This is a genomic window from Mycobacterium sp. 20KCMC460 (assembly GCF_022179425.1).
In the GTDB taxonomy this organism is placed as follows: Bacteria; Actinomycetota; Actinomycetes; order Mycobacteriales; family Mycobacteriaceae; genus Mycobacterium; species Mycobacterium kiyosense.
Genome location: NZ_AP025524.1, coordinates 4,894,828 through 4,917,182, shown reverse-complemented (window position 1 = coordinate 4,917,182; position 22,355 = coordinate 4,894,828). Strand labels below are relative to the sequence as shown.

At 64.1% G+C, this 22,355-nt stretch carries 23 protein-coding genes; 7 read left to right on the top strand and 16 right to left on the bottom strand.

Annotation, left to right across the window (positions count from 1 at the left end):
* Nucleotides 1–24: 24 nt before the first annotated feature.
* From MKCMC460_RS22630 to MKCMC460_RS22610, 5 genes are all read right to left on the bottom strand, one after another.
* Nucleotides 25–1,596, bottom strand: coding sequence for an NAD(P)/FAD-dependent oxidoreductase (locus MKCMC460_RS22630; RefSeq protein ID WP_238304848.1), 1,572 nt, complete (start codon nt 1,594–1,596; stop codon nt 25–27).
* A gap of 116 nt (nt 1,597–1,712) precedes the next feature.
* Nucleotides 1,713–2,540 (bottom strand): hypothetical protein, encoded by an 828-nt coding sequence (locus MKCMC460_RS22625; RefSeq protein ID WP_238304847.1) that lies wholly within the window; start codon nt 2,538–2,540, stop codon nt 1,713–1,715.
* 24 nt (nt 2,541–2,564) lie between these two features.
* Entirely contained in the window at nt 2,565–3,395 is an 831-nt protein-coding gene (locus MKCMC460_RS22620; RefSeq protein ID WP_236977245.1) for a hypothetical protein, read from the bottom strand.
* A 6-nt stretch (nt 3,396–3,401) separates the two neighbouring features.
* Nucleotides 3,402–4,775: an NAD(P)/FAD-dependent oxidoreductase gene (locus MKCMC460_RS22615; protein WP_236977244.1), complete on the bottom strand. Its 1,374-nt coding sequence runs from the start codon at nt 4,773–4,775 to the stop codon at nt 3,402–3,404.
* Nucleotides 4,772–5,788 (bottom strand): spirocyclase AveC family protein, encoded by a 1,017-nt coding sequence (locus MKCMC460_RS22610; RefSeq protein WP_236977243.1) that lies wholly within the window; start codon nt 5,786–5,788, stop codon nt 4,772–4,774. Before MKCMC460_RS22610 ends, MKCMC460_RS22615 begins: the two co-directional genes overlap by 4 nt.
* 168 nt (nt 5,789–5,956) lie before the next feature.
* Between MKCMC460_RS22610 and MKCMC460_RS22605 the strand changes: the two genes are divergently transcribed.
* Both MKCMC460_RS22605 and MKCMC460_RS22600 read left to right on the top strand, forming a co-directional pair.
* Entirely contained in the window at nt 5,957–6,577 is a 621-nt protein-coding gene (locus tag MKCMC460_RS22605; RefSeq protein ID WP_236977242.1) for a TetR/AcrR family transcriptional regulator, read from the top strand.
* Between the two features lie 90 nt (nt 6,578–6,667).
* Nucleotides 6,668–8,284, top strand: coding sequence for an NAD(P)/FAD-dependent oxidoreductase (locus MKCMC460_RS22600; RefSeq protein ID WP_238304846.1), 1,617 nt, complete (start codon nt 6,668–6,670; stop codon nt 8,282–8,284).
* A 19-nt stretch (nt 8,285–8,303) separates the two neighbouring features.
* Here MKCMC460_RS22600 and MKCMC460_RS22595 read toward each other — a convergent pair whose 3' ends face one another.
* Nucleotides 8,304–8,888, bottom strand: a complete 585-nt coding sequence (locus MKCMC460_RS22595) for a TetR/AcrR family transcriptional regulator (RefSeq protein ID WP_236977240.1) — start codon at nt 8,886–8,888, stop codon at nt 8,304–8,306.
* A gap of 176 nt (nt 8,889–9,064) precedes the next feature.
* Between MKCMC460_RS22595 and MKCMC460_RS22590 the strand changes: the two genes are divergently transcribed.
* The 3 genes from MKCMC460_RS22590 to MKCMC460_RS22580 are packed head-to-tail and all read left to right on the top strand — an operon-like array spanning nt 9,065 to nt 12,301.
* Nucleotides 9,065–10,210 (top strand): LLM class flavin-dependent oxidoreductase, encoded by a 1,146-nt coding sequence (locus MKCMC460_RS22590; RefSeq protein WP_236977239.1) that lies wholly within the window; start codon nt 9,065–9,067, stop codon nt 10,208–10,210.
* The gene (locus MKCMC460_RS22585; RefSeq protein WP_238304845.1) at nt 10,203–11,339 is read left to right on the top strand and encodes an acyl-CoA dehydrogenase family protein; all 1,137 of its coding nucleotides are present in this window, start codon (nt 10,203–10,205) and stop codon (nt 11,337–11,339) included. Before MKCMC460_RS22590 ends, MKCMC460_RS22585 begins: the two co-directional genes overlap by 8 nt.
* Complete coding sequence (locus MKCMC460_RS22580; protein ID WP_236977236.1) at nt 11,339–12,301, top strand: LLM class flavin-dependent oxidoreductase; 963 nt, start codon at nt 11,339–11,341, stop codon at nt 12,299–12,301. The genes MKCMC460_RS22585 and MKCMC460_RS22580 overlap by 1 nt, the downstream gene beginning before the upstream one ends.
* A 29-nt stretch (nt 12,302–12,330) precedes the next feature.
* Here the strand turns inward: MKCMC460_RS22580 and MKCMC460_RS22575 are convergent, their stop codons facing one another.
* The 4 genes from MKCMC460_RS22575 to MKCMC460_RS22560 are packed head-to-tail and all read right to left on the bottom strand — an operon-like array spanning nt 12,331 to nt 15,850.
* Nucleotides 12,331–13,194: an SDR family oxidoreductase gene (locus tag MKCMC460_RS22575; protein WP_236977234.1), complete on the bottom strand. Its 864-nt coding sequence runs from the start codon at nt 13,192–13,194 to the stop codon at nt 12,331–12,333.
* A 22-nt stretch (nt 13,195–13,216) separates the two neighbouring features.
* A complete protein-coding gene (locus MKCMC460_RS22570) occupies nt 13,217–14,161 on the bottom strand; it encodes a TIGR03619 family F420-dependent LLM class oxidoreductase (RefSeq protein ID WP_236977232.1) in 945 nt (314 codons plus the stop codon).
* The gene (locus MKCMC460_RS22565; protein WP_236977230.1) at nt 14,158–14,988 is read right to left on the bottom strand and encodes a hypothetical protein; all 831 of its coding nucleotides are present in this window, start codon (nt 14,986–14,988) and stop codon (nt 14,158–14,160) included. The genes MKCMC460_RS22570 and MKCMC460_RS22565 overlap by 4 nt, the downstream gene beginning before the upstream one ends.
* Before the next feature lie 16 nt (nt 14,989–15,004).
* Nucleotides 15,005–15,850, bottom strand: coding sequence for a hypothetical protein (locus MKCMC460_RS22560; RefSeq protein WP_236977228.1), 846 nt, complete (start codon nt 15,848–15,850; stop codon nt 15,005–15,007).
* A 66-nt stretch (nt 15,851–15,916) separates the two neighbouring features.
* On the opposite strand from MKCMC460_RS22560, the gene MKCMC460_RS22555 reads away from it, so the two are divergent.
* Nucleotides 15,917–16,540, top strand: coding sequence for a TetR/AcrR family transcriptional regulator (locus MKCMC460_RS22555; RefSeq protein WP_236977226.1), 624 nt, complete (start codon nt 15,917–15,919; stop codon nt 16,538–16,540).
* A gap of 27 nt (nt 16,541–16,567) precedes the next feature.
* Here the strand turns inward: MKCMC460_RS22555 and MKCMC460_RS22550 are convergent, their stop codons facing one another.
* Nucleotides 16,568–17,008 carry a pyridoxamine 5'-phosphate oxidase family protein gene (locus MKCMC460_RS22550; protein WP_236977224.1) on the bottom strand — a complete coding sequence of 147 codons (441 nt, stop codon included), beginning with the start codon at nt 17,006–17,008 and terminating at the stop codon, nt 16,568–16,570.
* Nucleotides 17,009–17,232: 224 nt separating this feature from the next.
* On the opposite strand from MKCMC460_RS22550, the gene MKCMC460_RS22545 reads away from it, so the two are divergent.
* A complete protein-coding gene (locus MKCMC460_RS22545) occupies nt 17,233–17,601 on the top strand; it encodes a hypothetical protein (protein ID WP_236977223.1) in 369 nt (122 codons plus the stop codon).
* On the opposite strand, the gene MKCMC460_RS22540 is transcribed toward MKCMC460_RS22545, so the two are convergent.
* The 5 genes from MKCMC460_RS22540 to MKCMC460_RS22520 all read right to left on the bottom strand — a co-directional run bounded on the left by MKCMC460_RS22540 (nt 17,591) and on the right by MKCMC460_RS22520 (nt 22,349).
* Nucleotides 17,591–18,820: a phosphotransferase gene (locus MKCMC460_RS22540; RefSeq protein ID WP_238304844.1), complete on the bottom strand. Its 1,230-nt coding sequence runs from the start codon at nt 18,818–18,820 to the stop codon at nt 17,591–17,593. The genes MKCMC460_RS22545 and MKCMC460_RS22540 overlap by 11 nt on opposite strands.
* A 115-nt stretch (nt 18,821–18,935) precedes the next feature.
* On the bottom strand, nt 18,936–19,904 hold the full coding sequence (locus MKCMC460_RS22535) for a hypothetical protein (RefSeq protein WP_236977220.1): 969 nt from the start codon (nt 19,902–19,904) through the stop codon (nt 18,936–18,938).
* Nucleotides 19,826–20,452: a TetR/AcrR family transcriptional regulator gene (locus tag MKCMC460_RS22530; RefSeq protein ID WP_236977219.1), complete on the bottom strand. Its 627-nt coding sequence runs from the start codon at nt 20,450–20,452 to the stop codon at nt 19,826–19,828. Before MKCMC460_RS22530 ends, MKCMC460_RS22535 begins: the two co-directional genes overlap by 79 nt.
* 44 nt (nt 20,453–20,496) lie before the next feature.
* Nucleotides 20,497–21,318 carry an enoyl-CoA hydratase/isomerase family protein gene (locus tag MKCMC460_RS22525; protein WP_238304843.1) on the bottom strand — a complete coding sequence of 274 codons (822 nt, stop codon included), beginning with the start codon at nt 21,316–21,318 and terminating at the stop codon, nt 20,497–20,499.
* A 2-nt stretch (nt 21,319–21,320) separates the two neighbouring features.
* Entirely contained in the window at nt 21,321–22,349 is a 1,029-nt protein-coding gene (locus tag MKCMC460_RS22520) for a hypothetical protein (protein WP_236977217.1), read from the bottom strand.
* Nucleotides 22,350–22,355 lie beyond the last annotated feature (6 nt).

The following is a 22,355-nucleotide window of genomic DNA, read 5'->3' as shown; positions in this document are numbered from 1 at the left end:
TATCTCTTCGTACGAAGAGCGTGTCTATTCGTTCCGCAGAGCGTGCTGGGCGGCCAGCCGTCCGGGCCAGCCGACCACCCCGCCGGTTGGATGGGTGCCGGCGCCGGTCTGGTAGAGCCCCTTGATGGGAGTGTCGTACCCGCCGAGGCCGTGTGCCGGGCGGTTCTTACCCAACCGGTTGACCAGCATGTCGACGTGGAAATACGCGCCGGCCGGTGCGGCGAAACGGCTTTCCAGATCCTGCGGGGTGGACACCACCCGCCCGATCTCGGTTTCCAGCCCACCGAGGAAACGCAGACCCGACTTCCAGATCTGCTCGGTGTAGCCGTCTTTGTTGACGCCCCAACCGTTGCTCGGATACGCCGGCACATTCGAATGCAGGTAGAGCACATCGCCTTCCGCCGATGCGATCGATCGATCCGGCGCGGACAAGATGGCCATGTACACCGGGGGTGTGTCCACGTTGACCCCTCGCTTCATCGCGTACATCTGCTCGATGTGGTCCTCGAGTGTCCCGGTCATGAAGGTGGTGGTGCGGATGTCCTCGCCATCACGCTTGGCCCGGGCCGCTTCGGCTTTGGGGTAACCGATTCGGCCCGCGGTCGCGACGTCGATCTTGAAGGCGGCGGCGTTGACCGAGTTCGCGGGGATGAGCGAGACCCGGTTGCGTTCCTTGCGACTCAGCAGCTCCTGGGGGACCAGCTTGCCCAGAGTGACTTGCGCTGCGGCGTTGGAGACGACGCCCCGGCGCGCGCGCAGTTCGGTACCGTCCTCGAGCAGCACCCCACTCGCGTGGCCGTCGTCGACCAGGATCTGCTTGACTCCGTTGCCCAGTCGCACCACTCCGCCGTGGCTCTCCAACTTGCCTTTGAACGCCTCGACGAGATTGGTCATGCCACCGCGGGGCCGCTGGACGCCCAGGTGGCGGTGCACGCCGGCGAAGCCCAGGAAGTACGCGCCCGAGCCGATCGCATCCGCGGGACCCACCATCGATGACCAGTAGGCCCACAGGCCACGCATGGCATCGGACTCGAAGGTCTCCGAGATCAGTTCGAAGACGTTGAGCGCTAGCATGCTCCCGATGAAGCGACGGGTAGCCCGGTCCGGGCGGTGCCGCAGGAGGTACTTGGCGAAGTCGACCTTGCCCCACGCGGACGGATCTTGGACAGTGAGGATGTCGATGAGATCCATGATCCAGTCGATCGGTCCGCGCAGCTGCTCGTAGGTGCGAGCGTCCGCGGGGGAGAAGTACCGGATGTCTTCCAGGGTGCGGGCGAAATCGCCCCACAGCAGCAGGGTGTCGCCGTCTTCGTTCATCCACCCGTACGGGTGCGCGAGCGGGACCGTGTCGTACCCGAAGTCGGCCAGCCGCATCTCGCGGGCAAGAGGCGTCTGGGCCATGAACAGGTCATCCATCGCCCCGATGCTCAGCTTGTGCTCCGGTGCCTCCTGCAGGTAGGGATAGCTCGCCGAGAGACCGCCGAGCACCGGCAGTCGCTCGACGACACACACCGAACGGCGTTGCTCGGCGAGGGTTGCCGCCGCGCAGAGACCGTTGTGCCCGGCACCTACGACGATGTAATCGAACGTTTCCATATTCAGATCCTAGGCCAGTCGGTAGTGCGGCAAAAGACCGCAAAGTCTTGTCTTTTTCCTCGTGCTTCCAAGCGGTGGCTGCCTACCGCTATGCATAACGGTCGTTCCACATCCTGCTAGCTGTGCGAATACGCATGGGCCCGGTCCTCGGTCGGCGTCGTCTCGCGGGTTTGCGGAGGCAACAAGCGCCACTGGCCGGTCCCCAGCCGGATCAGGCCGTTGATCGCGATCAGTCCCAGCGCCATGCTCAGCACCGCCGCCGCCATGCGTATCGCGGGGGACGCGTCGGTGTTCGTGATCGCGAAGTGCGGCATCGCCAGCACCCACGACGCCATATACGTTGCGAAGGGCACGAATACGAGCAACAGCTGCCGCGCGCCGGTGAAGAACCAGGACAGCCGGACGACCACGACGGCGCCGAACAGCGATCCCAGGCTGTTGATCACCAACCAGCTGATGGGGAAGCCGCCAATCGCGAACGGTTGGTAACCGTAGTAGACGTAGAGTCCGGCGCGCAGCATCGGTACCTCCAACAACACGTTGAGCACACCGAAAACGCCGATGCCGCACCACATGGCCCGGTGACTGGCGCCGCGCTTGAACGCCAGCGCCATCACGTAGGACAGGCCCCCGAAGAAGACCACGTAGGCCAGCACCACCCAGACGGGCACTGCTCGGTCGAAGGCGGTGTAACCGTTGATCCCGTCGCCGGGGAAGAAGCAATGACCCAGCACGTCGACCGTCGCTTCGTTGAATGAGCAGACGTAACCACCGACCAACATCAGCAGGAACGCCGGCGAACCGGACCGCCGCCAATCCGCCAGGGCAGCAGCCACGAAGCCTGCCACTACCACGGCCAGCACCGTGGCGATGATTGCGTGTGCGGTGGTCGGGGTGGTCATGCCCCACGGGGGTTGGGCGATCGCAACTATCGACGTTGTCATGCTCGGAACTCCAATCTTGCTGAACTATGCGCCGACGACGTCGGCCTCAGTTTTCAAGGTGACGGTTGGGACGGCTGTCGAAACCGGTGGCACCAGCCGAAGTTGCCCGGTGCCGAGCCGGATCAGCAGGTCGATCCCGTACAGGCCGAGCGCCATGCTCACCGCCGCGGCCACGGTGCGTACACCATGCGCCGCATCGGTGCCCAGAATCAGGAAGAACGGCATCCCCACGACCCACGACGACATGAAGGTGGCGAACGGGACAACCAGCAGCAGCAACCGGCGAGCCCCGGTGAACAGCCAGGAGAGCCGGGTGACCACCACGGCTCCCAGTAGCGAACCGAATGCGTTGAAGACCAGCTGGCTGAGGGGGAAACCGCCCACCATGAAGGGTTGATCGCCGTAATACAGGTACAGCTTGGACTGCAGCAGCGGGATCTCCATGGCCAGGTTGAGTGCTCCCCAGGTGCCGATGCCGATCCACAGTGTGCGACGGGTGATTCCGCGCTGGAATGCCACGGAGAGTAGGTAGGTGAGTCCGCCGTAGAAGATCACGTAGGCCAGGATCACCCAGATCGGTATCGATCGGTGGAACACGGTGTGGCCGACCCAGCCATCGGCGGGGAAGAAGCAGTGGCAGAGGAAGTCGATCAGCGGCTCGTTGAACGAGCAGATGTAACCGCCGGCCAGCATCAGCAGGAAGGTGGGCCGTTTGGTGCGGTGCCAGCTGACCAACGCGGCGACGACGAAGCCCGTCACCGCAACGGCGAGCACGGTCGTGATGATCGTCTGCGGGGTTGTGGGCGTCGTCATCTCCCATGGGGGCTGGTCCCACGCGAGGGTTGCGCCGGTCATCTCGCCCTACGCTCCGGTCGTACCGATCAAGCGCGGCCGGGGAACCCGCTCGGCGAACAACGACGCGACACGGGCGGCCGCTTCCTTGCCGCTGACCAATCCCCCGTTGAGGCCCGGGATGCGGTCCAGGTCGCTGGCGAACTGCACCCGAGCGGAGCGGTCTATCTTCTTGCGGAAGTCCGCGATCCGCTTGAACCTGCCCTTGTCGAGCACCGGAACGGACTCCGGCCAGCGGAACAGCGCATGCTGCTCCAGATCGCCGGGAAGTTTGCCGTAGTAGTACTTGACCCGCTCCAGCGCGTGGTCGACCAGGTAGTCGTCGTCGCGGTCGTCGGTCCGGTTGAGATAGGCGGGCGACAGCAGTACCGAGATGAGGCCCTTGCCCGCCGGCGCCCGCCCCGGCGCCTTGTTGTGGTCGGCGATGACGGCGATGGTGTCCGGGTCGTCGTAAGGGGAGATCATCGAGAAGGTGCCGGGGTCGTCGGGCCGGCGGGAAAAGCCCAGCGAAACATTGCCCAACCGGTGGTACCGAGCGGTTTCGTAGAGGCCCCGGTGGTTGTCGTCCATCTGCGGATACATGCCGACCGCGGGCTGGGCCGTTGTGGCGATGACCGCGGTGTCGAAGATTTCGGTCTGTTCCCCCGACGACGGTGTCTGGTAGGTGATTTCGACCGCAGAGCCGTTGTCCGTGACGTTGGTGACCGTGTGTTGCAGCTTGGTGTCGACGAGTGTCGCCAACTTCACCGGCAGCCCGGCCACGCCCGATGTCAAATTGAATACCGATTTGACCAGCATGTTGCGCACTGTCCAGTGCAGCAGGGCTACCGAGGTGTCGTGATCCTCGTGCACCCAGGTGCCGCTGACCAACGGGGCTGACACGTAACGGGCGAGTTCGTCGTTGAGCACCCGGTGGGAGTAGTCGTACACCGTTTCGTTGTCGATCTGAGCGAGTTCGTCGTAAGTGTCGTAGCCGAGGCTGGCGCGGTGCTTGAACACGTCGGCAAATAGGCGGAGTGCCTTGACCTTTGCGGGCCAGGAAATGACATGGGTGCCCAGGCTCGCCCGGATCGGCTTGGCCAGGTCGAGATAGTGCTGCTTTCCTTGCCGCGGCATCCCGAAAATCACGGGCGTTTCGACGAACTCGTTGGTCAGCCCGACCTCGTGGATCATCGCTACCGCCTCGCGGTAGGTCCCGAGATAGACGGCGGTGCCGAGGTCCATGACGAAGTCACCCTTGCGCACGGTCCAGATCCGGCCGCCTACGCGGTCGCGTGTCTCGAACACCGTTACTGCGAAACCGGCCTTCTTCAGCTCGTAAGCGGCCGCCATCCCGGCGATGCCGCCGCCGATCACTGCGGCGGTGCTGTGCTGTTGGGTCATCGATGCCTCTCTGGTAGACGTTCGGGCCGGTCAGGCGCGGATTGACGCGAGATCGGCAGCTTGGGGTCGGCGCAGTTGAAGGCGGTCGTTGGTCCGCACACCCCGCCGTTACGCCAAACCCGTTCGATATGCGCCTTGGGCATGGGTCCGGAGTGCAACGCGTAGAACCAGTACGGCATGTTGAAGGCGATCAATATCGCCAGCTGTGCCGCGCCGGCGATCGCGCAGAACCTCGCGAACGTCTTGGCGCCTTCGCGTTTGAATTTCAGTTTGTCGATGCCGCGCTCGGGCCAGGACCGCCCGCGGTCGTCGCGGAAGAAATGCAGACAGCTCAAGATGATGAAGGTCCCGGGCCAGCTCAGCGGTTCGTAGAGGGGGAACTGGTGATCGGTGCCGGCGAACAGCGTCAGCCACGGAATGGTCGCCGAATAGCTGATCAGCCCCGTCCTGGTCATGATCAGTTCGACGATGACGTCGCCGACGATCATCACCAGGTAGGTCTGGCCGATCAGCCGGAAAACGCTGCGCGAAGGGTCTTTTCTGCGCTGGTAACTCATGTACCGCGATCCGGCGTAGCCGGACATCGCACACATCCACAGGTAGGCGGTGAAGTACACCAGCGGCACGGGAATCAACTGTCCGTTACCCGAACTCCAGCCCGGGATGTGCGGCAGCCAGCTGCCGAAGTTGACGAAGGTGGTGGCGTACTGGAATTGGTAAACCGTCCAGTCGATCCAGGGCTCCTGGAAGAACATCAACCAACCGGCGAGGAAGAACAGTCCGTCGAAGCTGAACCGGCCGGTGCGCAGTTTCGGTCCGATCACGAAGTGCCACAGGATCCATCCGGTGATGAAGATGCCGAAGACGACTTCGACGCAGCGAACCAGTACCACGTACCAGGTCGGCTCTTCGCCGCGGCCGAGGGTGTTGGGGGTGAAGTCGCCGCTGACCACCCACATCGTCCAGCAGTAGGCGATCAGTGCCAGCCACAGAAAGCCGTGCACCACCCACATCTTCGCCCATGTCCGTTGAGCTGCAACGGGATCGGGGCCAGGTGTGTCAACGCCGACCGACCCCGACGTTAACGGCCGTTCATCGAGCATGTGACCACGCTAACAGATTTATCTGTCAATGAACAGATAACTATCTGTTCGCGGACAGAATCGTCGTACAGTCATAACGTGTCCAGTGCGATCAGCCGCAGGCCCAAGACCAACCAGGAGCGTGTCGAGGCGTCGACGCTCGCCCTGATCGCTTCGGCGATCCAGCTGTTCGCCCGCCAGGGATACGAGCGCACGACCGCGGGGGAGATCGGCACCAACGCCGGGTTCAGCCGCAACATGGTGCGCGACCGTTACGGCTCCAAAGAGGCGTTGCTGCAATCGGTCTTCGACACCTTTGCCGATTTGCTCCTGCCCGCCGTGCGCAGCCAGCGGGGCGGCAGCGGGCTGGACCGGGTGCTGGGACAACTCGACGACCTGCTCGATGCGGTGGAGCGAGAGCCCGAAACGATGCGGGCGATGATCGTGCTCACCTTCGAGACGCCCGCTGCACTGGAGGGCTTTGCCGGGTGGTTCGACGGCCTCATCGCCGGCTACGAGGCCGAACTCGCCGCCAACCTGGCCGCGGGCCAGCACGATGGGTCGGTTCGCAGCGATCTCGATCCCGCGCGGGAAGCCGAGGTCTTCGTGTCTTACGCGATCGGACTGTGCTTCAGGTCCGCCCTGCGCCGCGACGGTTACGACTTCGTCGGAGAGATCAGAGCGTGGCGCGCGCGGCTCGCGCAGCACTACTCCGCTTGACGACGCAGTTCGTGTTCCGAGAACGGCGGTGTAATTTTGCGACCTACTGTGTCTTTATCTAGCACCTGGTCCAGGGGAGGCTCCGAGACAATGACCGCGGATGTGATCGTGGTGGGTGGCGGCCACAACGGCTTGGCCTGCGCCGCATACCTTGCCAAAGTGGGACGACGGGTGGTTGTCCTGGAAAGCCAGGGCGTACTGGGTGGGCTCAGCGCCACCGAGGAAACGGTGAAGGAAGCGCCAGGTTTCCAGATGAACACCGGCGCTTTGGATTTGGTCTTCTCCAATAGCGATCAATCGGTGATCGAGGAACTCGACCTGGCTCGGCACGGCCTGCGCTTTGCCATCGCGGATCCCTGGGGCTCCTACCTCAACCCCGATGGCGCATCGATTGCACTGTGGCGTGATCCGGCGCGCTCGGTCGACGAGATCCGCCGGTTCTCTTCCCGTGACGCCGCGGCGTTCGAACGGTTGAATCTGCTGTTCACCGATCTCTGGCTGGCTGTCCGCCCGTATCTGCAAGACCATCCGACCCGTCCGAGTTTGCGGACCATCGGCCAAATGTTCGTACACCTCGCCAAAGGTCGCCGTTCTTTCCGCCCATTGCTGCGGATGCTGATGGCCTCGCCCGAACAGCTAATCGAAGAGGAGTTCGAGCGCGAGGAGGTCAAGGCGCTGATGGCCAACCTGGCCTCGTGGTCCATGCTGCCGCTGTCGGAAGGCGGCTCGGGCGGGGTGCTGGCGATGTGCAGCACCTATTTCAACCAGAAGTCGTCGCGACCCGTGGGCGGAACGGGCAGCTTCGCGGCGTCTATCGCGCAATGCGTTCGCGCACACGGTGGAACGATCCGTGTTGATGCCCCGGTCGCCGGAATACTCGTCAGCGCCGACGGCGCCGCCGAGGGCGTCGAATTGGCCAGCGGCGAGCGCATCAAGGCCCACCACGTCGTGGGTGCGATCGACCCGCAGCGACTGATGTGCGACCTGGTGCCCAGCTCGCATGTGCCGGCCCGCACTCAGCAGGAATTGCGTGCGTTGAGCAATCTGCGTTGGAACATCGGTGTTTTCAAGAGCGATGCCGCGCTGTCGCACCGGCCCGATCTGGTCGGCGGACGCCAAGAGCTGTGGAATGGTCTGCTCTTCCTGGGGCCTACGCTCGACTACATCAAGCGCGCACAGCTGCGGGCCGCGGCTGGCCAGATACCGGACACCTATCCACAGTGGACCGCACTGCCTTCGGTGGTGGATCGCACTCAGGTTCCGCAGGGCAGTGAAGGCGAAACCCTCTTCCTGGCCATGGCCACCGTCCCGGTGCAGATCGAGGGCAGCGAATGGGCCGACGAGGCAGAGAAATTCGGCCGGCAGGCCCTGGGGTTCCTCGACGAACACGCGCCTGGAATCTCCGACGCGGTCATCGGAAGCTTTGTGCGGACGCCCGACGATTACCACGCGATGGCAGGCCGCGGGAACCTGTACCACGCCGACATGACGCTGGCGCAGCTCGGCCCCTGGCGTCCGACGCCGTCGCTTTCGGGTTACCGCACCCCGGTCCGCAACCTGTGGCACAGCGGCTCGGGAGCCCACCCGGTCGGGGGGCTCACCGGATGGAGTGGACGCACCACGGCCCGCACCATTGATGCCGAATTAGGCGGATCGGCGAAAAGGCTTGGTGCGCGACGGCGCATCCCCTTGCGCATCGCCCGCTGAGCGCGGTTGCGGGCTGGGCTCAGTGCGCGAACACCGCGGGGATGAGGAACGTCCGAATGCGGCGTCGCTCCTCGAAGTCGCTGAGGTCGTCCCGGGGCGCGAAGAGGGTGATGATGCCCTGGATCCATTCGACGATGTCGTGGTCTGAGGCGTCTTCGCGGATGACCCCGCGCTCGCGGCCCCGCACGATCAGTGGGGCGAAGGTATCGAACACGATCTGGTGCATGGGTGAGCCCGGCCCCGTCAGGAACGCACTCAACCTTCGCGGTAGCGCCTCGACCAGATAGGAGAACTCCTCATCGTCGCGGCCGACGGCGATCGACCGGACGACGAGGTCGACCAGTTCCTTGCGCAGATCGTTCGCCTCCAAGTCCGTGCCGGCCCGTAACTCGACGGAGAACTCGCGGCAGCGCTCCAACAACGCCAACTCCACCAGCTCGTCACGGCTGGACACCCGACGGTAAAGCGACGTCCGCGCGGTACCGGCCGCCGCGGCGACGTCGTCCATCCGGGTTCGGTGAACGCCAAGGCGCGCAAAGCATTCGCGCGCCGCGACGACGACCTGGGTCAGGGGGTTGGATTCGTCGCGTTCTGGTTGAGCCATCGTCATCGCGTGCTGTTCCAATCGTCGGCTTGCCGCCGCGGGCGGCGCTGCAAGCACTCCCACTTTAACTAATGCGTCACCAGCTCTTGTATGTTGCGACAATTCGAGACTAATGTCGCGACACACATGCTACTTCGTAGCAGAGCTAGGAGATCGCGATGCACATCCGGACAGCCGTGCCGATCGTGGCCGACCGCCACCTTCCCGCTTCCGCTTTCGGCGCCGCTGCCGCGGCCATCGCGGCCAGCGGCGTGGTCGACGACATCCAGGTCTGGGACCAGCTGACCTCATGGTTTCCGCAGAGTCTCTGGACGGCGGACCGCTCGCCTCTCGCCGCACTGATGGCAGACTGCGATTCTTTCCCCGATGCGTTCGTGATGGCCGCGTACGGGGCGGCGGCCGCGCCGGGGACCGGCCTGGTACTCAGTTCCGACTCGGTGCGCCGCGGTCCCGGCGAGCTGATGCAAAGTCTGCTGACGCTGGCGAATGTCTACGAAGGCAACGCAATCTTTCAGATCGGGGCCGGCGAACTCAAGCAGACCCAGCCGTTCGGGCACAAACGGTCGCAAGGCATCAAGCGCCTCGAGGATCTCTACGAGGTCTTCCATCGGCTCTGGCAGACCGACGGCCCGATTTCCTATGACGGTCACTACGCGAAGATCGACACGGCCTGGCTGGGAAAGGCGAAAAACCACCGCCCACAGATCTGGGGTATGGGCGGTGGGCCACGCATCATCGACCTCGCAACCACCCACGCGGACGGCTTCGTGACGATGGCTCCCATGGTCTGGAACTCTGCTGAGGAGGTTGCGGACAACATCGCCTCGATGAAGCGCACGCTCGCCGAAAAGGGCCGTGACCCTGAAGCATTCGGTTTCGGCATCTGGTCGCCGCTGCTGATTCACGAGGATGCGAACGTCATCGACCGCGCACTCGACAACGACTTGATGCGCTGGGTGACGGCGATTATCGGACGTATCAACCAGGGTGACTGGGCCGGTATCGGACTCGAGCCGCCGATGCCGCCCGACTGGCATTACGCGATGAAGCTGTTGCCGTTGAAGGTTGGTGAGGCCGAGGCGATGGAGATAGTCGGGCGCACCACCCGGAAGCACTCAGAGCAGACCTGGCTTTACGGCACCCCCGATCAGGTGGCCCGGCAGTTGCAGCCCTACGTCGAGGCGGGCGTGAACCTGGTCTGCCTGCTGGACATCTTGCCTTTCGTACTCGAGGTGGAGGACGCGATGGGGGCCATCGCGCGCCCGATTGAGGTGAGTGGTCTGCTCAAGCAGAAAGTCAGCGCCGATGTCCCGGTTGCTTAGCCCCGAACACCGCGAATTGCGGGACATCGCACGCAAATTCGCTCAGGAAGAGGTGGGGCCGCGTCGCCTCGAAGCCGACGAAGGGCCGGACTTTCTCAAGGAGATGAACCTGCGTGCGGGGGAGTTGGGGCTACCGCGGGTCGTCGCACCCGCAGAACTCGGCGGGCGCAACCTCGGCCAGTTGGGCGGGGTGCTGGTCGTCGAGGAACTTGCCCGGGAATCCGGCGGTGTCGCGCTGAGCGTGATGATCCAGATGCTGTTTCCCATGATCATGGCGCTCTGCCCCGAGGCTGCGGGCCGGTGGCTCGATGACGCGCTCGACGGAAAGGCCAACCTCTGCGCGGCGTTTTCGGACCCGGTCGGCATCGCGAACTATCCCGAGCACCCGGACATCGCCGTCCGAGACGGCGATGAGTTCGTGATCAACTGCCGGCGTCACTACGTGACCCAAGGCACGTTCGCGGACGTGATCGGCGTGGCAGGGTTGCACCAGGACAACTTCTGGATGTTCTGGGTTCCTGCAGGCACGCCGGGGTTATCGATCGAACCCATGCGCAAGATGGGCGTCGGCGCGCCCTGGGGCGGCATCACGCTCGAAAACGTGCGCATTCCAAGCACTTTGGCGAGCGACCTCTCGTTTGTCGTGAAGGATCGTGAGATCGCCAACGTCGACGGCGGCGCCGCGGCATCGGTGGTCAACATTTCGGCGTGGTCTTTGGGTCTCGCCACCGGTGTGCACGAAAAGACCGTCGAATTCGTCACGACGCGCAGCGTGCGTGGCCGTCCGCTCGGCTCCCTACAGGCGATCCAGCACAAGCTGGTACGTCAACGAGAGCGAATAGAGGCAGCCCGGTCGATGCTTTACGACGCCGCCAGCGCGCGCGACCAAGGCGAAGGGGACAGCGTCCTCGACCACCTGGTGAAGACCTTCGTCTCCGAGATGGCTGTCGAGGTGGCGCGCGATTGCGTGACCATCCACGGTGGCCGCGGATACCTCAAGGAGGGCGGCATCGAAATCTACCTCCGCGAGGCGATCGGCGGCCTCGTCGCCGAATGTTCGACCGATATGCATTACTCCACGGTCGCGCACCTGATGGGCCTGCCCGGGGCCGAACCGGGGGCTTTCTGATGCGCGTCGGTCTGATCTACACAAACCTCGAGTGGGACAAGGTCCTCGACCACGTGGTCTGGGTCGAAAAGCTCGGCTTTGATTCGATTTGGCTGACTGAGCATCACTTTCAGGACTTCTCGCCGTCTCCCTTGACCCTGGCCGCCGCGGTCGCGGCGCGCACCGACCGGGTGCGCATCGCCACCAACGTGATGCTCGCGCCGCTCTACAACCCGGTGCGGCTCGCGGAGGAGGCGGCAACGGTATCGGTCCTCTCGCGTGGCCGGTTCGACTTGGGCATCGGCATGGGCTATTACGAGCGAGAGTTCGCCGGACTGCAGGTGAATATCCGGCACCGCCCCAGCCTGTTCGAGGAGACGGTCGAGATCTTGCGCAGCGCTTGGAGCGGAAAACCCTTCTCGTTCCACGGCAAGCGCCACCACCTCCCCGAAATCAACGTCACGCCCGTCCCCACCCCGCCGCCACGCATCTTCATCGGTGCGGTCGCCGAGCCCGCGATCAGACGCGCTGCGCGGCTGGGCGATGGTTACCTCGGGGCCTACAACGCCCACCTAAAGATGTACTTCGATGAGGTGGAGGTGCTCGGGAAGACAGGTGCCGTGTGTGCGGGTCAGCAGGCGACGATCGCACCCGACGTCGAGAAAGCCAAAGTCGAGCTGCGCGACTACGCGCTGCGGTACGTGAACGACCACATCGACCGCGGCCTGTTTCCCGGGCCGCACTATGCGGATCTCGATGCGGCGATCGAAGCCGGCCACTACCTGCTATGGGACGGACCCACTGTGGTGGCCGAAATCGCCAAGGTCGTCGACGAGTTCCCCTTGATCGAGGATGTCCACTTCATGGTCACCGCGGGTCCCGGTGAGACCTTCGAGCACGCGCGGGAGCGCATCGAGTACATTGCGAGCGAAGTACTACCGGTGTTGCAACCCTTGGGATCTCAGCAATCCCCAGCTCGGTGACCGGTGGGGTCGCTGCGCCGAATAGGGGACTATTCCAGATCCAACGGGACGCGGGCCATCAGACCGCCATCGACGATCAGGTCGGTTCCGGTGACATAACTCGATTCGTCGGACACCAGCCACAGGGCGGCGCGGGCGAGTTCGGCCGGATCACCGACATGCCCCAGCGGCACCTGACGCGCCAACGGATCGAGAACTTCGGGCTCGACGTCGCGGGGCCGGATCATGGGCGTGTCGATGCCGCCGGGAACGATGGTGTTCACTCGGATTCCGTTGCGGGCCAACTCGAGTGCTGCCACCCGGACCAGGCCACGGATCGCGAACTTGGCCGAGGTGTAGCCGGCCAACCCAGGGTGGGCGCCGATTCCGTCGACCGATGACACCGCCACCATCGCGCCGCCCCCGGCGCGGGTCATGGGCTCGATGCATGACTTCATCCCGAGGAAAACACCGACCTGGTCGATCTCGATGATGCTGCGGTAGTCCTCGAGTGACAGATCGGCGATGAATGAAAAGCTGGCGACCGCCGCGGTGTGGGCGTACGCGCTCACCGGGGCGCCGAACTCGGACTCGGCCACCTCGTGAGCACGCGCCCAGTCGCTCTCCGAGGTGACGTCGAGGTGCACGAACGACGCCCCCTCGCCGAGATCCTTGGCGACCAGCTCCCCCTGCTCGTCGAGAACGTCGCCGAGCACAACGTTGGCGCCCTCCGCGTGGAACAGTCGGGCCGTGGCCTCGCCCATGCCGCGCGCGGCGCCCACCACCAGGGCGGTGCGGCCGGAGAGTCGTTGCCAGGTGCGGGATTCGGGTGAGCGACCCGCAACGCTGTTGCCCAGTCCGGCGTCGATGATGCGCGCCGCGCCTTGGACGAGGGTTCTCGCATCGTCGGGCACCGGTTCTCCTGTTCTGCGACCGTCAGCTGAGCGGCCCGACGAAGTCGTCGGCCAGGCGACCGAAAGCGGTCGGCACCGCTGACAGCTCGAAAGCGGGCGGGGTCACCAGATAACGAGTCACGCCGAGATCCGCGGCCTGTTTGGCGGCATCGAGGCTGGGCGGGCCGGTGACCGTCAGCGCGATGTCCTCGGGACGGCGGCCGGCTTCGATCGCGCCGGCGTGGCATTCCTGGATGAGCGCGGCGACGCCGTCAGGCAGGCGATACCCCGTCCAATCCGGCTCCTCACCGGTGAGCGTCGCCCGCATGGCGATCATCGCCACGGTGGAACTTTCGAACGGTAGTGGAAAGAAGCCGTCGGCAAGGCGCCCGGCCCGTCGTGCACCCTTGGACATCGACGCGCCGATATGGATGGGGATGTGTCCGTCGGGCGGTTTGGGGCCGCCACCGATCCCTTCGAACCGCACCGTCTTGCCGATGAAGCTCGCATCGGGCCGCCATGCGGCGCGCAGCGCGCCGATGTATTCCTCGAGGCGCGCGGCACGGGAGGTGAAGGTCACCCCGCACGCCTCGTATTCCTCCTTCAGCCATCCCAGGCCCACGCCGAGGATGAGGCGCCTGCCCGACAGGTCGTCCAGGGTGGCCGCCGCGCGGGCGAGCAGCACCGGGTTGTGCAGCGGTAACACCAGCACACCGGTGCCCAGCTTGACCGTGGTGGTCAGCGCGGAAAATTGGGAGAGCCACACCATCGGGTCAGGAAACGGGATCTCGTGCAACGGGGTATCGCCGCTCTGTTCGCCGGTCATGTCGGCATCCAGGTTGTCGGGCAGCGTCATCTGTTTGGGGACGGCAGGGTGCTCTTCCGTCCATACCGACTCGATGCCATTCTGCTCGACGGCAGCAGCGAGCGCGGCCATCATGTCGCGACTCCCGTAGGCGATATTGCCGTAGAAGAGGCCGACTTTCACGACGCCGCAGTTTTCACGGGTCTGAGTCGCAGCCCCTGATCGGACGCGTCCGCAACGCCGGTGAGGACGTTGGCGGGCCAGTGCACGATGGTGATTGCCGCCCAGGTCACCAACAGCGAAAGGCCAACGGTCGCAATCGATGCCAGCTGCACGACACCGTGGTTGGCCTCGGTGTCGGTGCCCAACGCGTTCATGATCGCCAGACTGGCTGCGGCCCACCCGGCCATGGTGCCGCTCGGGATGAGGCCGATCACCAGCAGTTGTCGCCATCCGGTCAGAACCGGGTAGAGCTTGTAAACCAACAAGGCCGGCACCACAACGCAGGCGGCGTTGGCGAAGACCATGCTTACGGGCATTTCCCAGATCTTGAAGGGTTGGTATCCGAAGTAGTGCCACAAGCCGTAGTGCACCGGAATCTGTTCGATTGCGCATACCGCGAGCAGGCTCGCGACGTAGGCTCCCCACCAGAATCTCGGGCTCAGACTCTGGGCCCTGATCCGGTCGAAGAGCGCCACTGGCAGGGTCGCCGCGTAAAACCCGTAGGTGAGTACCACTCCCCACGGGACCGGGGCGCCCCGCACGGTGAATGCGTTGCGCTGCCCCAACTGGGAGTGCACGGCGTTGCCCAAGACATCCGCGGGTGCCTCGAGCAGGACCGTGAGAAACGCTCCGACACAGATCAACAACGGGAAAACGGTTCGCCGCGTCACGGCGAGGTACCCGGCATACAGGGCGATCAGTGCGGCGGCCGCACCCGCGAACAGCAGATAGATCAGCTCACCGGTCGGCGGCATGTGATACAGCGGGGGCTGGGTGTATTGAACCATCGGGTTTCCTCTTTTGCTATTGCACGGCAACGTATTCGGTGCGTTCCGTCGAGTCGTTGTGACGCGCTCTACGGTCGGCGTTGAGCTCAGGAAATCCGCCGTGCAGGAGCTTGACGGCAAACCACACGATCAACACCGAGAAGATGCACGTCACCACCCCGGCCAGGTGGACGAACACCGACGGCACATTCGGGTTTGCGTTGATCAACATGTAAGCCGGCGCCGCCGCGGCGGTGTGTCCGCCGACCACGCAGATCGGGACGAGCGCGAGCACCAACGACTGCCGCCACCCGGTCAGGATCGGCCAGATGGCATAGACCACGACCATCGGCAGGACGACCGACACCATGTTGGCGATTGCCATGTCAATAGGCATGACTCCGGCGACAAGGGGCTGATGACCGTAGTACTTCCACAGCCCGAGTGCGATTGGAATCTGCTCGATCAGCGTGACCGCAAGGAAGGCCACCACCGAAACGACGTACCAGCGCCGCGGGGTCATCGACCGGTGTTCGGCGTAGCGCCAGAGCAGAATTGGGCCCAGTCCGAAGTACCAGACGTAGCCGAGGACGATCGCCCAGGGGATGGGCTGGCCGTCGGTGACGAACGCGTTGATCTGGTTCACCGGCACGTGTTGCACGTTGCCCAGAGTGTCGGCGATCGGCTCGAGCATGATCGAGAAGCCGCCCGCGAGGGCGAACAGCAACGGCAGCGGGGAGCGTTTGCGGTAGGACAGCAACGCGCAGTATGCGACGAATACCGCTGCGCCACCGCCGAAGACCGCAAGCAGGATCTCACCTGCCGGCGACGGCATGACCCAGTGCGGGTCGGGGAGGGGCTGGTTCAAATCGGGTGTGCTCATCGTCACTCCTGGGTTTGCGATAAGCAGTAATTACCACTTATCGCCGGGGGATGTCAAGATATTCCGATGGCACGCCGACCGCGCCGGAGCACCCCCGAGGTGCGGCATCTGATCCTGCAGGCAGCTCGCGAGCGATTCGCCGCGGACGGGTTTGCCGGAGCCACCACGATCGCCATCGCCAAAGCGGCCGACGTGTCCGAGACAGTTCTCTTTCGTCATTTCCCAACCAAGGAAAGTCTTTTCGAGGCCGCGGTAGTAGAGCCGTTCGAGGAGTACGTCGCGGGCTACACCGAGAGTTGGCGGCACGTGCCGGTAACCTCGGCGGATCCAGCGACGGTCCTGCGCGACTACGCCGCGGCGCTGTTCGACATCGTGGCCGCCGAGCGGGAGCTGTTTGCCGCGCTCATGGCCAGGGGTCTGCACAGCGACGAGCTCACCGCCGCGTTCGCCCGGCTCGACGAGATGGCCGAGATCGTGGCCGCGCAGTACCACCTCGATTACGACGGACCCGTTGCCGTCCGAGCCGCATTCATGATGGTGATGTCCAGCAGTGTGTTCTACGAATCGCTGTTCGCCGGCGCCGCGGGGATGACCAGGGATCGGATCGTCGCAGAGCTGGGTGAAATGCTCGTCGGCGCCGCGTTGCATAAGCGAGGCGGTATGCCGCCCCGGCGCAGCGCCGACTCGTGAGGTCCGTCTTCGCGTGGGGTTGCCGAGTCAGGCCCGAGTGCGCGCGTAACTGAAGTTCAGCGCGGTCAGCTTGGTCGGTTCCATATGCAGGAACACCGCACCCGGAGGACCGCCATCGCGCAGGTAGCCCCGGTAGTCATCCGGCGCATCCGACCACGCATCTTCGTCAGGACCCAGGTAGCGGTACAGCAGGCGGCGGGCACGCTCGACGTCGTATTCGTGCAGTGTCACGGAGCCGTTGGCGATCACCTGCTTGACGATTCCGGTGTCGAAATCGCCTACGTCGACACAGAAAGCGACGCGAGGGTCCTTCTGCACGCGTTCGTAGAGTTTCGCCCAGGGGCCGCTGATGATCCAGAACGCCTTGCCGTCCCAGTGATACCACAGCGGCCTGATGGTTGGGCCGTTGGTGGCCAACTGTCCGGTGTGCGGTCCGGACAGGAAGTCGTCGATTTCGTCGGGAGACATCGAAAGATCGTCCACGAGCTTTCCTTGCCGCTATGTGAGTGTCGAATCGAATTTAGCACGCACCGTGAACGAACGTTTTTGATACAGAAGAACCGGCCGACCCGTCGGTTGGGCGATGTCGGGAAGAAGGGCACTCCACTTGGTATGCCATACTGCGATTTCGGTTAACGTTCGTTCGAATAACAATCAGCTCAGGCGCAGCAGACTCAGGAAGGAACGGTGCAATGGCTCTGCCAACAACGACGATTCTCGCAGGAGCGCGCTCAGCGATCGGCGCCAGTGGATGGCTGATGCCGATAACCGCCGCAAGGGTGTTCGGAATGAACGTCTCCGAGGATGTCAGCGCGGCGCTCTTCTTGCGGCTCGGCGGCACGCGGGACTTTGCGCTGGCCGTCGCTCCGTTGGTGACCGAGCGCCGGTCGAGGTCTCAGATGTTAAAGGTTGCCGCCGCATGCGACCTTGGCGACATACTGGCCGCCGGCATCGCGCACCGGCGCGGAAAAATCTCCAAACTCAGTGCGGCGCTGTTTGTTTCGGCCTCACTTGGTTGCCTGGCACTGACCACCAAAGCGCTCGTCGAGGCTAGTGAATAGAGGGCAGTCCCGAGGTCGCTGGTGACTGCTTAAGGGCGCCAAAGCAATCCAAATCATCGATCATGGCCGTCATGCGCTCCAGGTTGGCCAGCGACACCTCGTCGGGTTGCATAGCCGGCTGCAAGCGGCCGGCGCCGATCGTATAGAGCCAGAACACCAGACCGTGGAAGGCTTGCTGACGGTACGCCAGCCAGGCTTCGTCGAACGAGAGCGCGGGGCCTCCCGAGGCGAACAGGCGGTCGATGTACAACTCGATCAGCTCGCGCTCCCATGCGCGCCGATCCTCCACGGTCAGCGCCGAACTGAGAGCGTAGGCGACGTCGAGGGCCCACACGCCGCGAGTGATCAGCTGCCAGTCGTACAAGCCCATGCCCCCGTCCGGGGTCAGGTACCAGTTGCGGGAATGCACGTCGGAGTGCAGCAGTGTGTTGGGGGCCGAACCGTGCATCGCCAGCGACGTCATCAGCGCCGGGAACACCTCGGTCCGGTGGCGACGGAACCCGGCGGGGAAGACCGACTCCGCGCGGTCGAAGCCGATCAGGGTGCGACGCGGAAAGGCGATGGTGTCGTTGACGTCGACCTGCCACCGGTAGGCATCCTTGACGAGGGTCAGATCGCCGGCAAAACGCGGGCTCTCCCATAGTGTTCCGTGGACGTTGGCCAGGGTGATGATGATCGCTTCGGCCCTGGTCCGGTCGATGTAGTGCTTAGTCGGATCACCGAAAGTTGCGTTCTTGCTGGTCGCCACGTCTTCCATCAAGAACATCGAGCGCCCGGATCTGTTGTCCACCGCCATGTAATAGCCACGGGGGGCTTCGATGTCGAGGGTGGGGCGGATCCGGTCGTAGAACAGCGCCTCGCACGTCAAGGCCGCTGACGGGACCGTCACCGCCCGGGAGGTCAGTTTGGGCGTGGACTTGGTGAAGATCGATTTCGGAAGTCCGGCCGCGCGCCCGACGTCGTTGTAGTCGACGGCCAGGACTCGCCTCGTGGTCGACCCGTCGCTTCCGGACGCGGTGGATACCGCGGTCACCCATGCGCCCGGGTGTCCGCGGCACAGGGCGGCGGTGAGCCACTCGGGTGTCAGCGCGTCGACCGAGGGCGGGATCTCGGCCAGCGTCGTCGGTTTGGGACGGCGCACCCGCTCGTTGACGATGTGTGCGCCGATTCGTCCCAGCTGGCCGGCGACTCTGAGCTTCTGGGTGAGCGGTTCGGGCATGAAGCGTTCCTTCGCTGACGAGATCATGCGTTTTTATTGATACAACTTATATCAAAAATGAGCCGGCGTGAGTAGACCCTCGACCGTGCAGCATCCGGTCGACGGTTCGCTCAGGTCACACCCTTTGTGCTGCACTGTCCTGCGGGTTGGGTAGCGAGTCGATCGACGCCCGGTCGCGCAGGACCGCCTGACGCAAGGCGATGAAGTTGACGATGAAGAAGCCGCTGAACACCACGACCGGGACCCAGACGCCGAAGATGCCGTTCCACGCGAAGGGGCCCCTATGGAAGAAGAAAAGTAACTGATCGGGAACGATCGTCAACGCCATCCAGCCGTTTGCGTATCCGCACCAGCGCGGAAATACCGGGGTCGGGCTCTTGTCGCACAGTGCTGCGACCATTACCGCCAGCGGCATCGCCAAGTACATGGTGATACCGCCGAGAAACTGCAGCCACGCCATGTCGTTCATCAGGTAGATCAATTCGGCCCGCCGATCAGGGCGGAAGGCGGCGGTGAGCCACCAGATCGCGGGATAGAAGGTCAGCACCATATTGCCGGCGGCGCCCAGCAGGAACGTGTAGGTCAAGACGCCGGCCGTGCCCTCGATGCGGGCGAGGAACTGCGACATCACTGCGGCGAATGGGATGAAGATCAACGCGGCGAGCATGACGACCAGCATGGCGATCCGGATTCGCGTGTAGTCACTTTGGTAGAGCGCGGCGATCTGGTTGGCGTCCGCGGAAGGCGCGGTGGGCGGTAGGAACCCGGCGATAGCCCCCCAGCCGATGAAGAGTGCAGCCAGATAGCCGATCGCACACCACGCGCCGAACATCTGGATGCGCGACTTGGTCATGGGCTCCATCGTCTTCTCCTCCGACCGACCCGTGGCAGCCGCGACGCCCGAGGTGCCCGTGCGGGCGACGCTCCGGTGCGGTGCCAGAGGTATCGTACCGGAGCGGAGGAGCGATTCAGCAAGTTTTTGTAAACGTTCGTTTACGTAGAATTTCAGGCTGAACGCGCGGCAGTTCGCTTCGGTCGGACGCTCTTCGTGGGCGTCGGGCGCGACGCCTCGCTGCCCAGCCACTCCAGACTATGTAGCGCCATCCCGGTCAGGATGTCGGCCAGGCCCGCGGTCCGCAGCGCTTTCTCCGGCCACATCGAGGTCGAGTCGATCAGTCCGTGCGTCGCGTGGACGGCCGCGTTGAGGACCTCGCTGGACTGGTCCGGATAGCAGGCCTGCAGGCAGTCCACCCAGTGGTCGATGTAACGCTTGATTCGGGCGCGCAGCCTCGAACGGTAGGCCTTCGGGATCGAATTGCGTTCTCGGGTCCACACGCTCATCAGTTCGCGTTCCTCCAAGGCCCGCTGCACATGGCCGCGCACCAGATGCTCCAGCTCTTCTCGGGGATCGTCGAAATGTCCACCCGTCGACATCAGGACGCGATCGATTGCCTCGTCCAGCAGCGTGATCAAGATCTCGTCTTTGCCGCTGAAATAACGGTAGATCGCCGGCCCGGACACACCGGCTTTCTCGCCGATGAGGTCCACGCCTACCCCGTCGAAGCCGCGCTCGTGGAATAGGTGCATCGCGGTCCGCAGGATCTGCTCTGAACGGTCGTTACGAGTCGCCATTGCTCAACGGTAGCGCAGATGCCCGGATCGGACCCGGCATCCGCTCACCGGTTGCGGTCCGGCGGCTTACGTTCGGCCAGGCGGGGCGGCCTTTTCTCGGCGAACGCCTGTGTCGCCTCGGCGAAATCGGGTTGTTGCTGAAGCCAGCCCTGGGTCTCCGCTTCGTAGGTCAGCTGACTGGGGAAGTCGCTTTCCAGAGCTCGCTGGTGCGCGTGCTTGATCGTTGCCACGCTGACCGACAGTTCGGCGAAGCGCCGGGCCATCGCTATCGCGTCGGTCAGCGCCTCACCGTCCTCGGCCAGCCGGTTCACCAGGCCCCAGTCGCGTGCCTCGGTGGCCGAAACGCGTCCTCCCAGCAATGCCATCTCGTTGGCACGCCCCAGCCCGACGACCCGGGGAAGCAACCACGTCAGGCCCGCATCGGGCATCAGTCCAATCTTTGCGAACGACAACTCAAAGCGCGCTGAAGCGGCCGCAACACGCAGATCGCACGCCAGCGCAAGCGACACTCCCGCACCGGCCGCCACCCCGTTGATCGCGGCGACGACGGGGATCTGTAGCGACCGCATCGTGAGCACCAGTGGGTTCCATGAGTCGAGCAGCACCTTCCGGGCGTCGCCTACGTCGCCGGAAATGTCCGCGCCCGCGCAGAATCCGCGGCCCGCGCCGGTCAGCACGACGGCGCGGATCCGGCTGTCGGCTTCCAACTCGAGGAAAGCCGATCTCAGCGTGTCCCCGGCCTCCGGGGTGACGGCGTTGAGTCGTGCGGGTCGATTGATCGTGATGACGCCCACGGTGTCGTCGCGCTCGACGAGTACGTCTGAGGCGGGCCGGGCAGCTGCGGTGGCGGGAATCGAAGAAACCATCGCTACGACTGTCCTAGAAACTGTCGGACATAATCGTGCCACTGCACCTGTTGTAGGTCGCCATAGCAGACCTGGCCCGCGCACTCCCAACGTGCGAGGCACACCCAGGTATCCATATTCGGCCACAGGGGAATATGGTTGGCCGCAACGACCTCACCGCGGATCTGGTACTCGCGTCCGGTGGCGTCGATCATCTCCATCTCGATGGTGGTCGGCGCCAGTGTCGAATAATCGTGGCCGACGAGCTTTCGGGTGGAGACGATCGGAATCAGCTGGCCATCCCGGCGCACCCAACCTCCTTTGGTCGGGTCGCCACCCGGAACCTGCAGCTGGCCCTTCCATTCGGGCTCCAGATCGGGATGATCGTACGTGCTGCAACCGAACATCAAGTTCTCGCTGAAGACGCCGGTGATCCAGTCGAATGGCGGTGTCGGGGCGTGTTGTTCGCTGCGACTTTGTCCCCACGAACGATCGCGGACATGGGTGCAGTCCACCTGGTACGTCTTGCCCCGCAACGTGAGTTCGCCGCGTGCACGCACCGCCTGCTCGAAGTGCATGCCGGTTTGCAACAGCATCGGCTCCATCAGGGCCTGCGTCTCGATGTCGAACGAGTTGTTGCGTGATTCGTCGGTGTAGCGCAGTCGATGCCTCTTGAGCGGTTCGATCGTCTGGACGTGGTAGCCGTTGTCGAATTTGTAGTCCCACAAGTCATTCGCCAGAACGTCCTCGCTCATGAAGGACGTCCAGTTGACCAGTTCGGACTGGAGGAAGTGTCGTTTGACGCCCTGCCATACCCAGGCGCCACCGCTGACCACACCCAGATTCGGGTGATGCCACACATAGGTCAGCGCATGGATGTTCTCCTCCGGGACGCTGAAGCCGAAAAATTGGGTTTCGGTCAGGGCGGGTGATCTATTCGTGTCTTTGAATTGTGGATGGAGCAGGTCGTCCTCGGGTACAGCGGTTCCGAACGACAGGTTCTTTTCTTCCCAGAACGCCTTGTCATGCGTTTGAATGGTTTCACTGGACATCGTTGT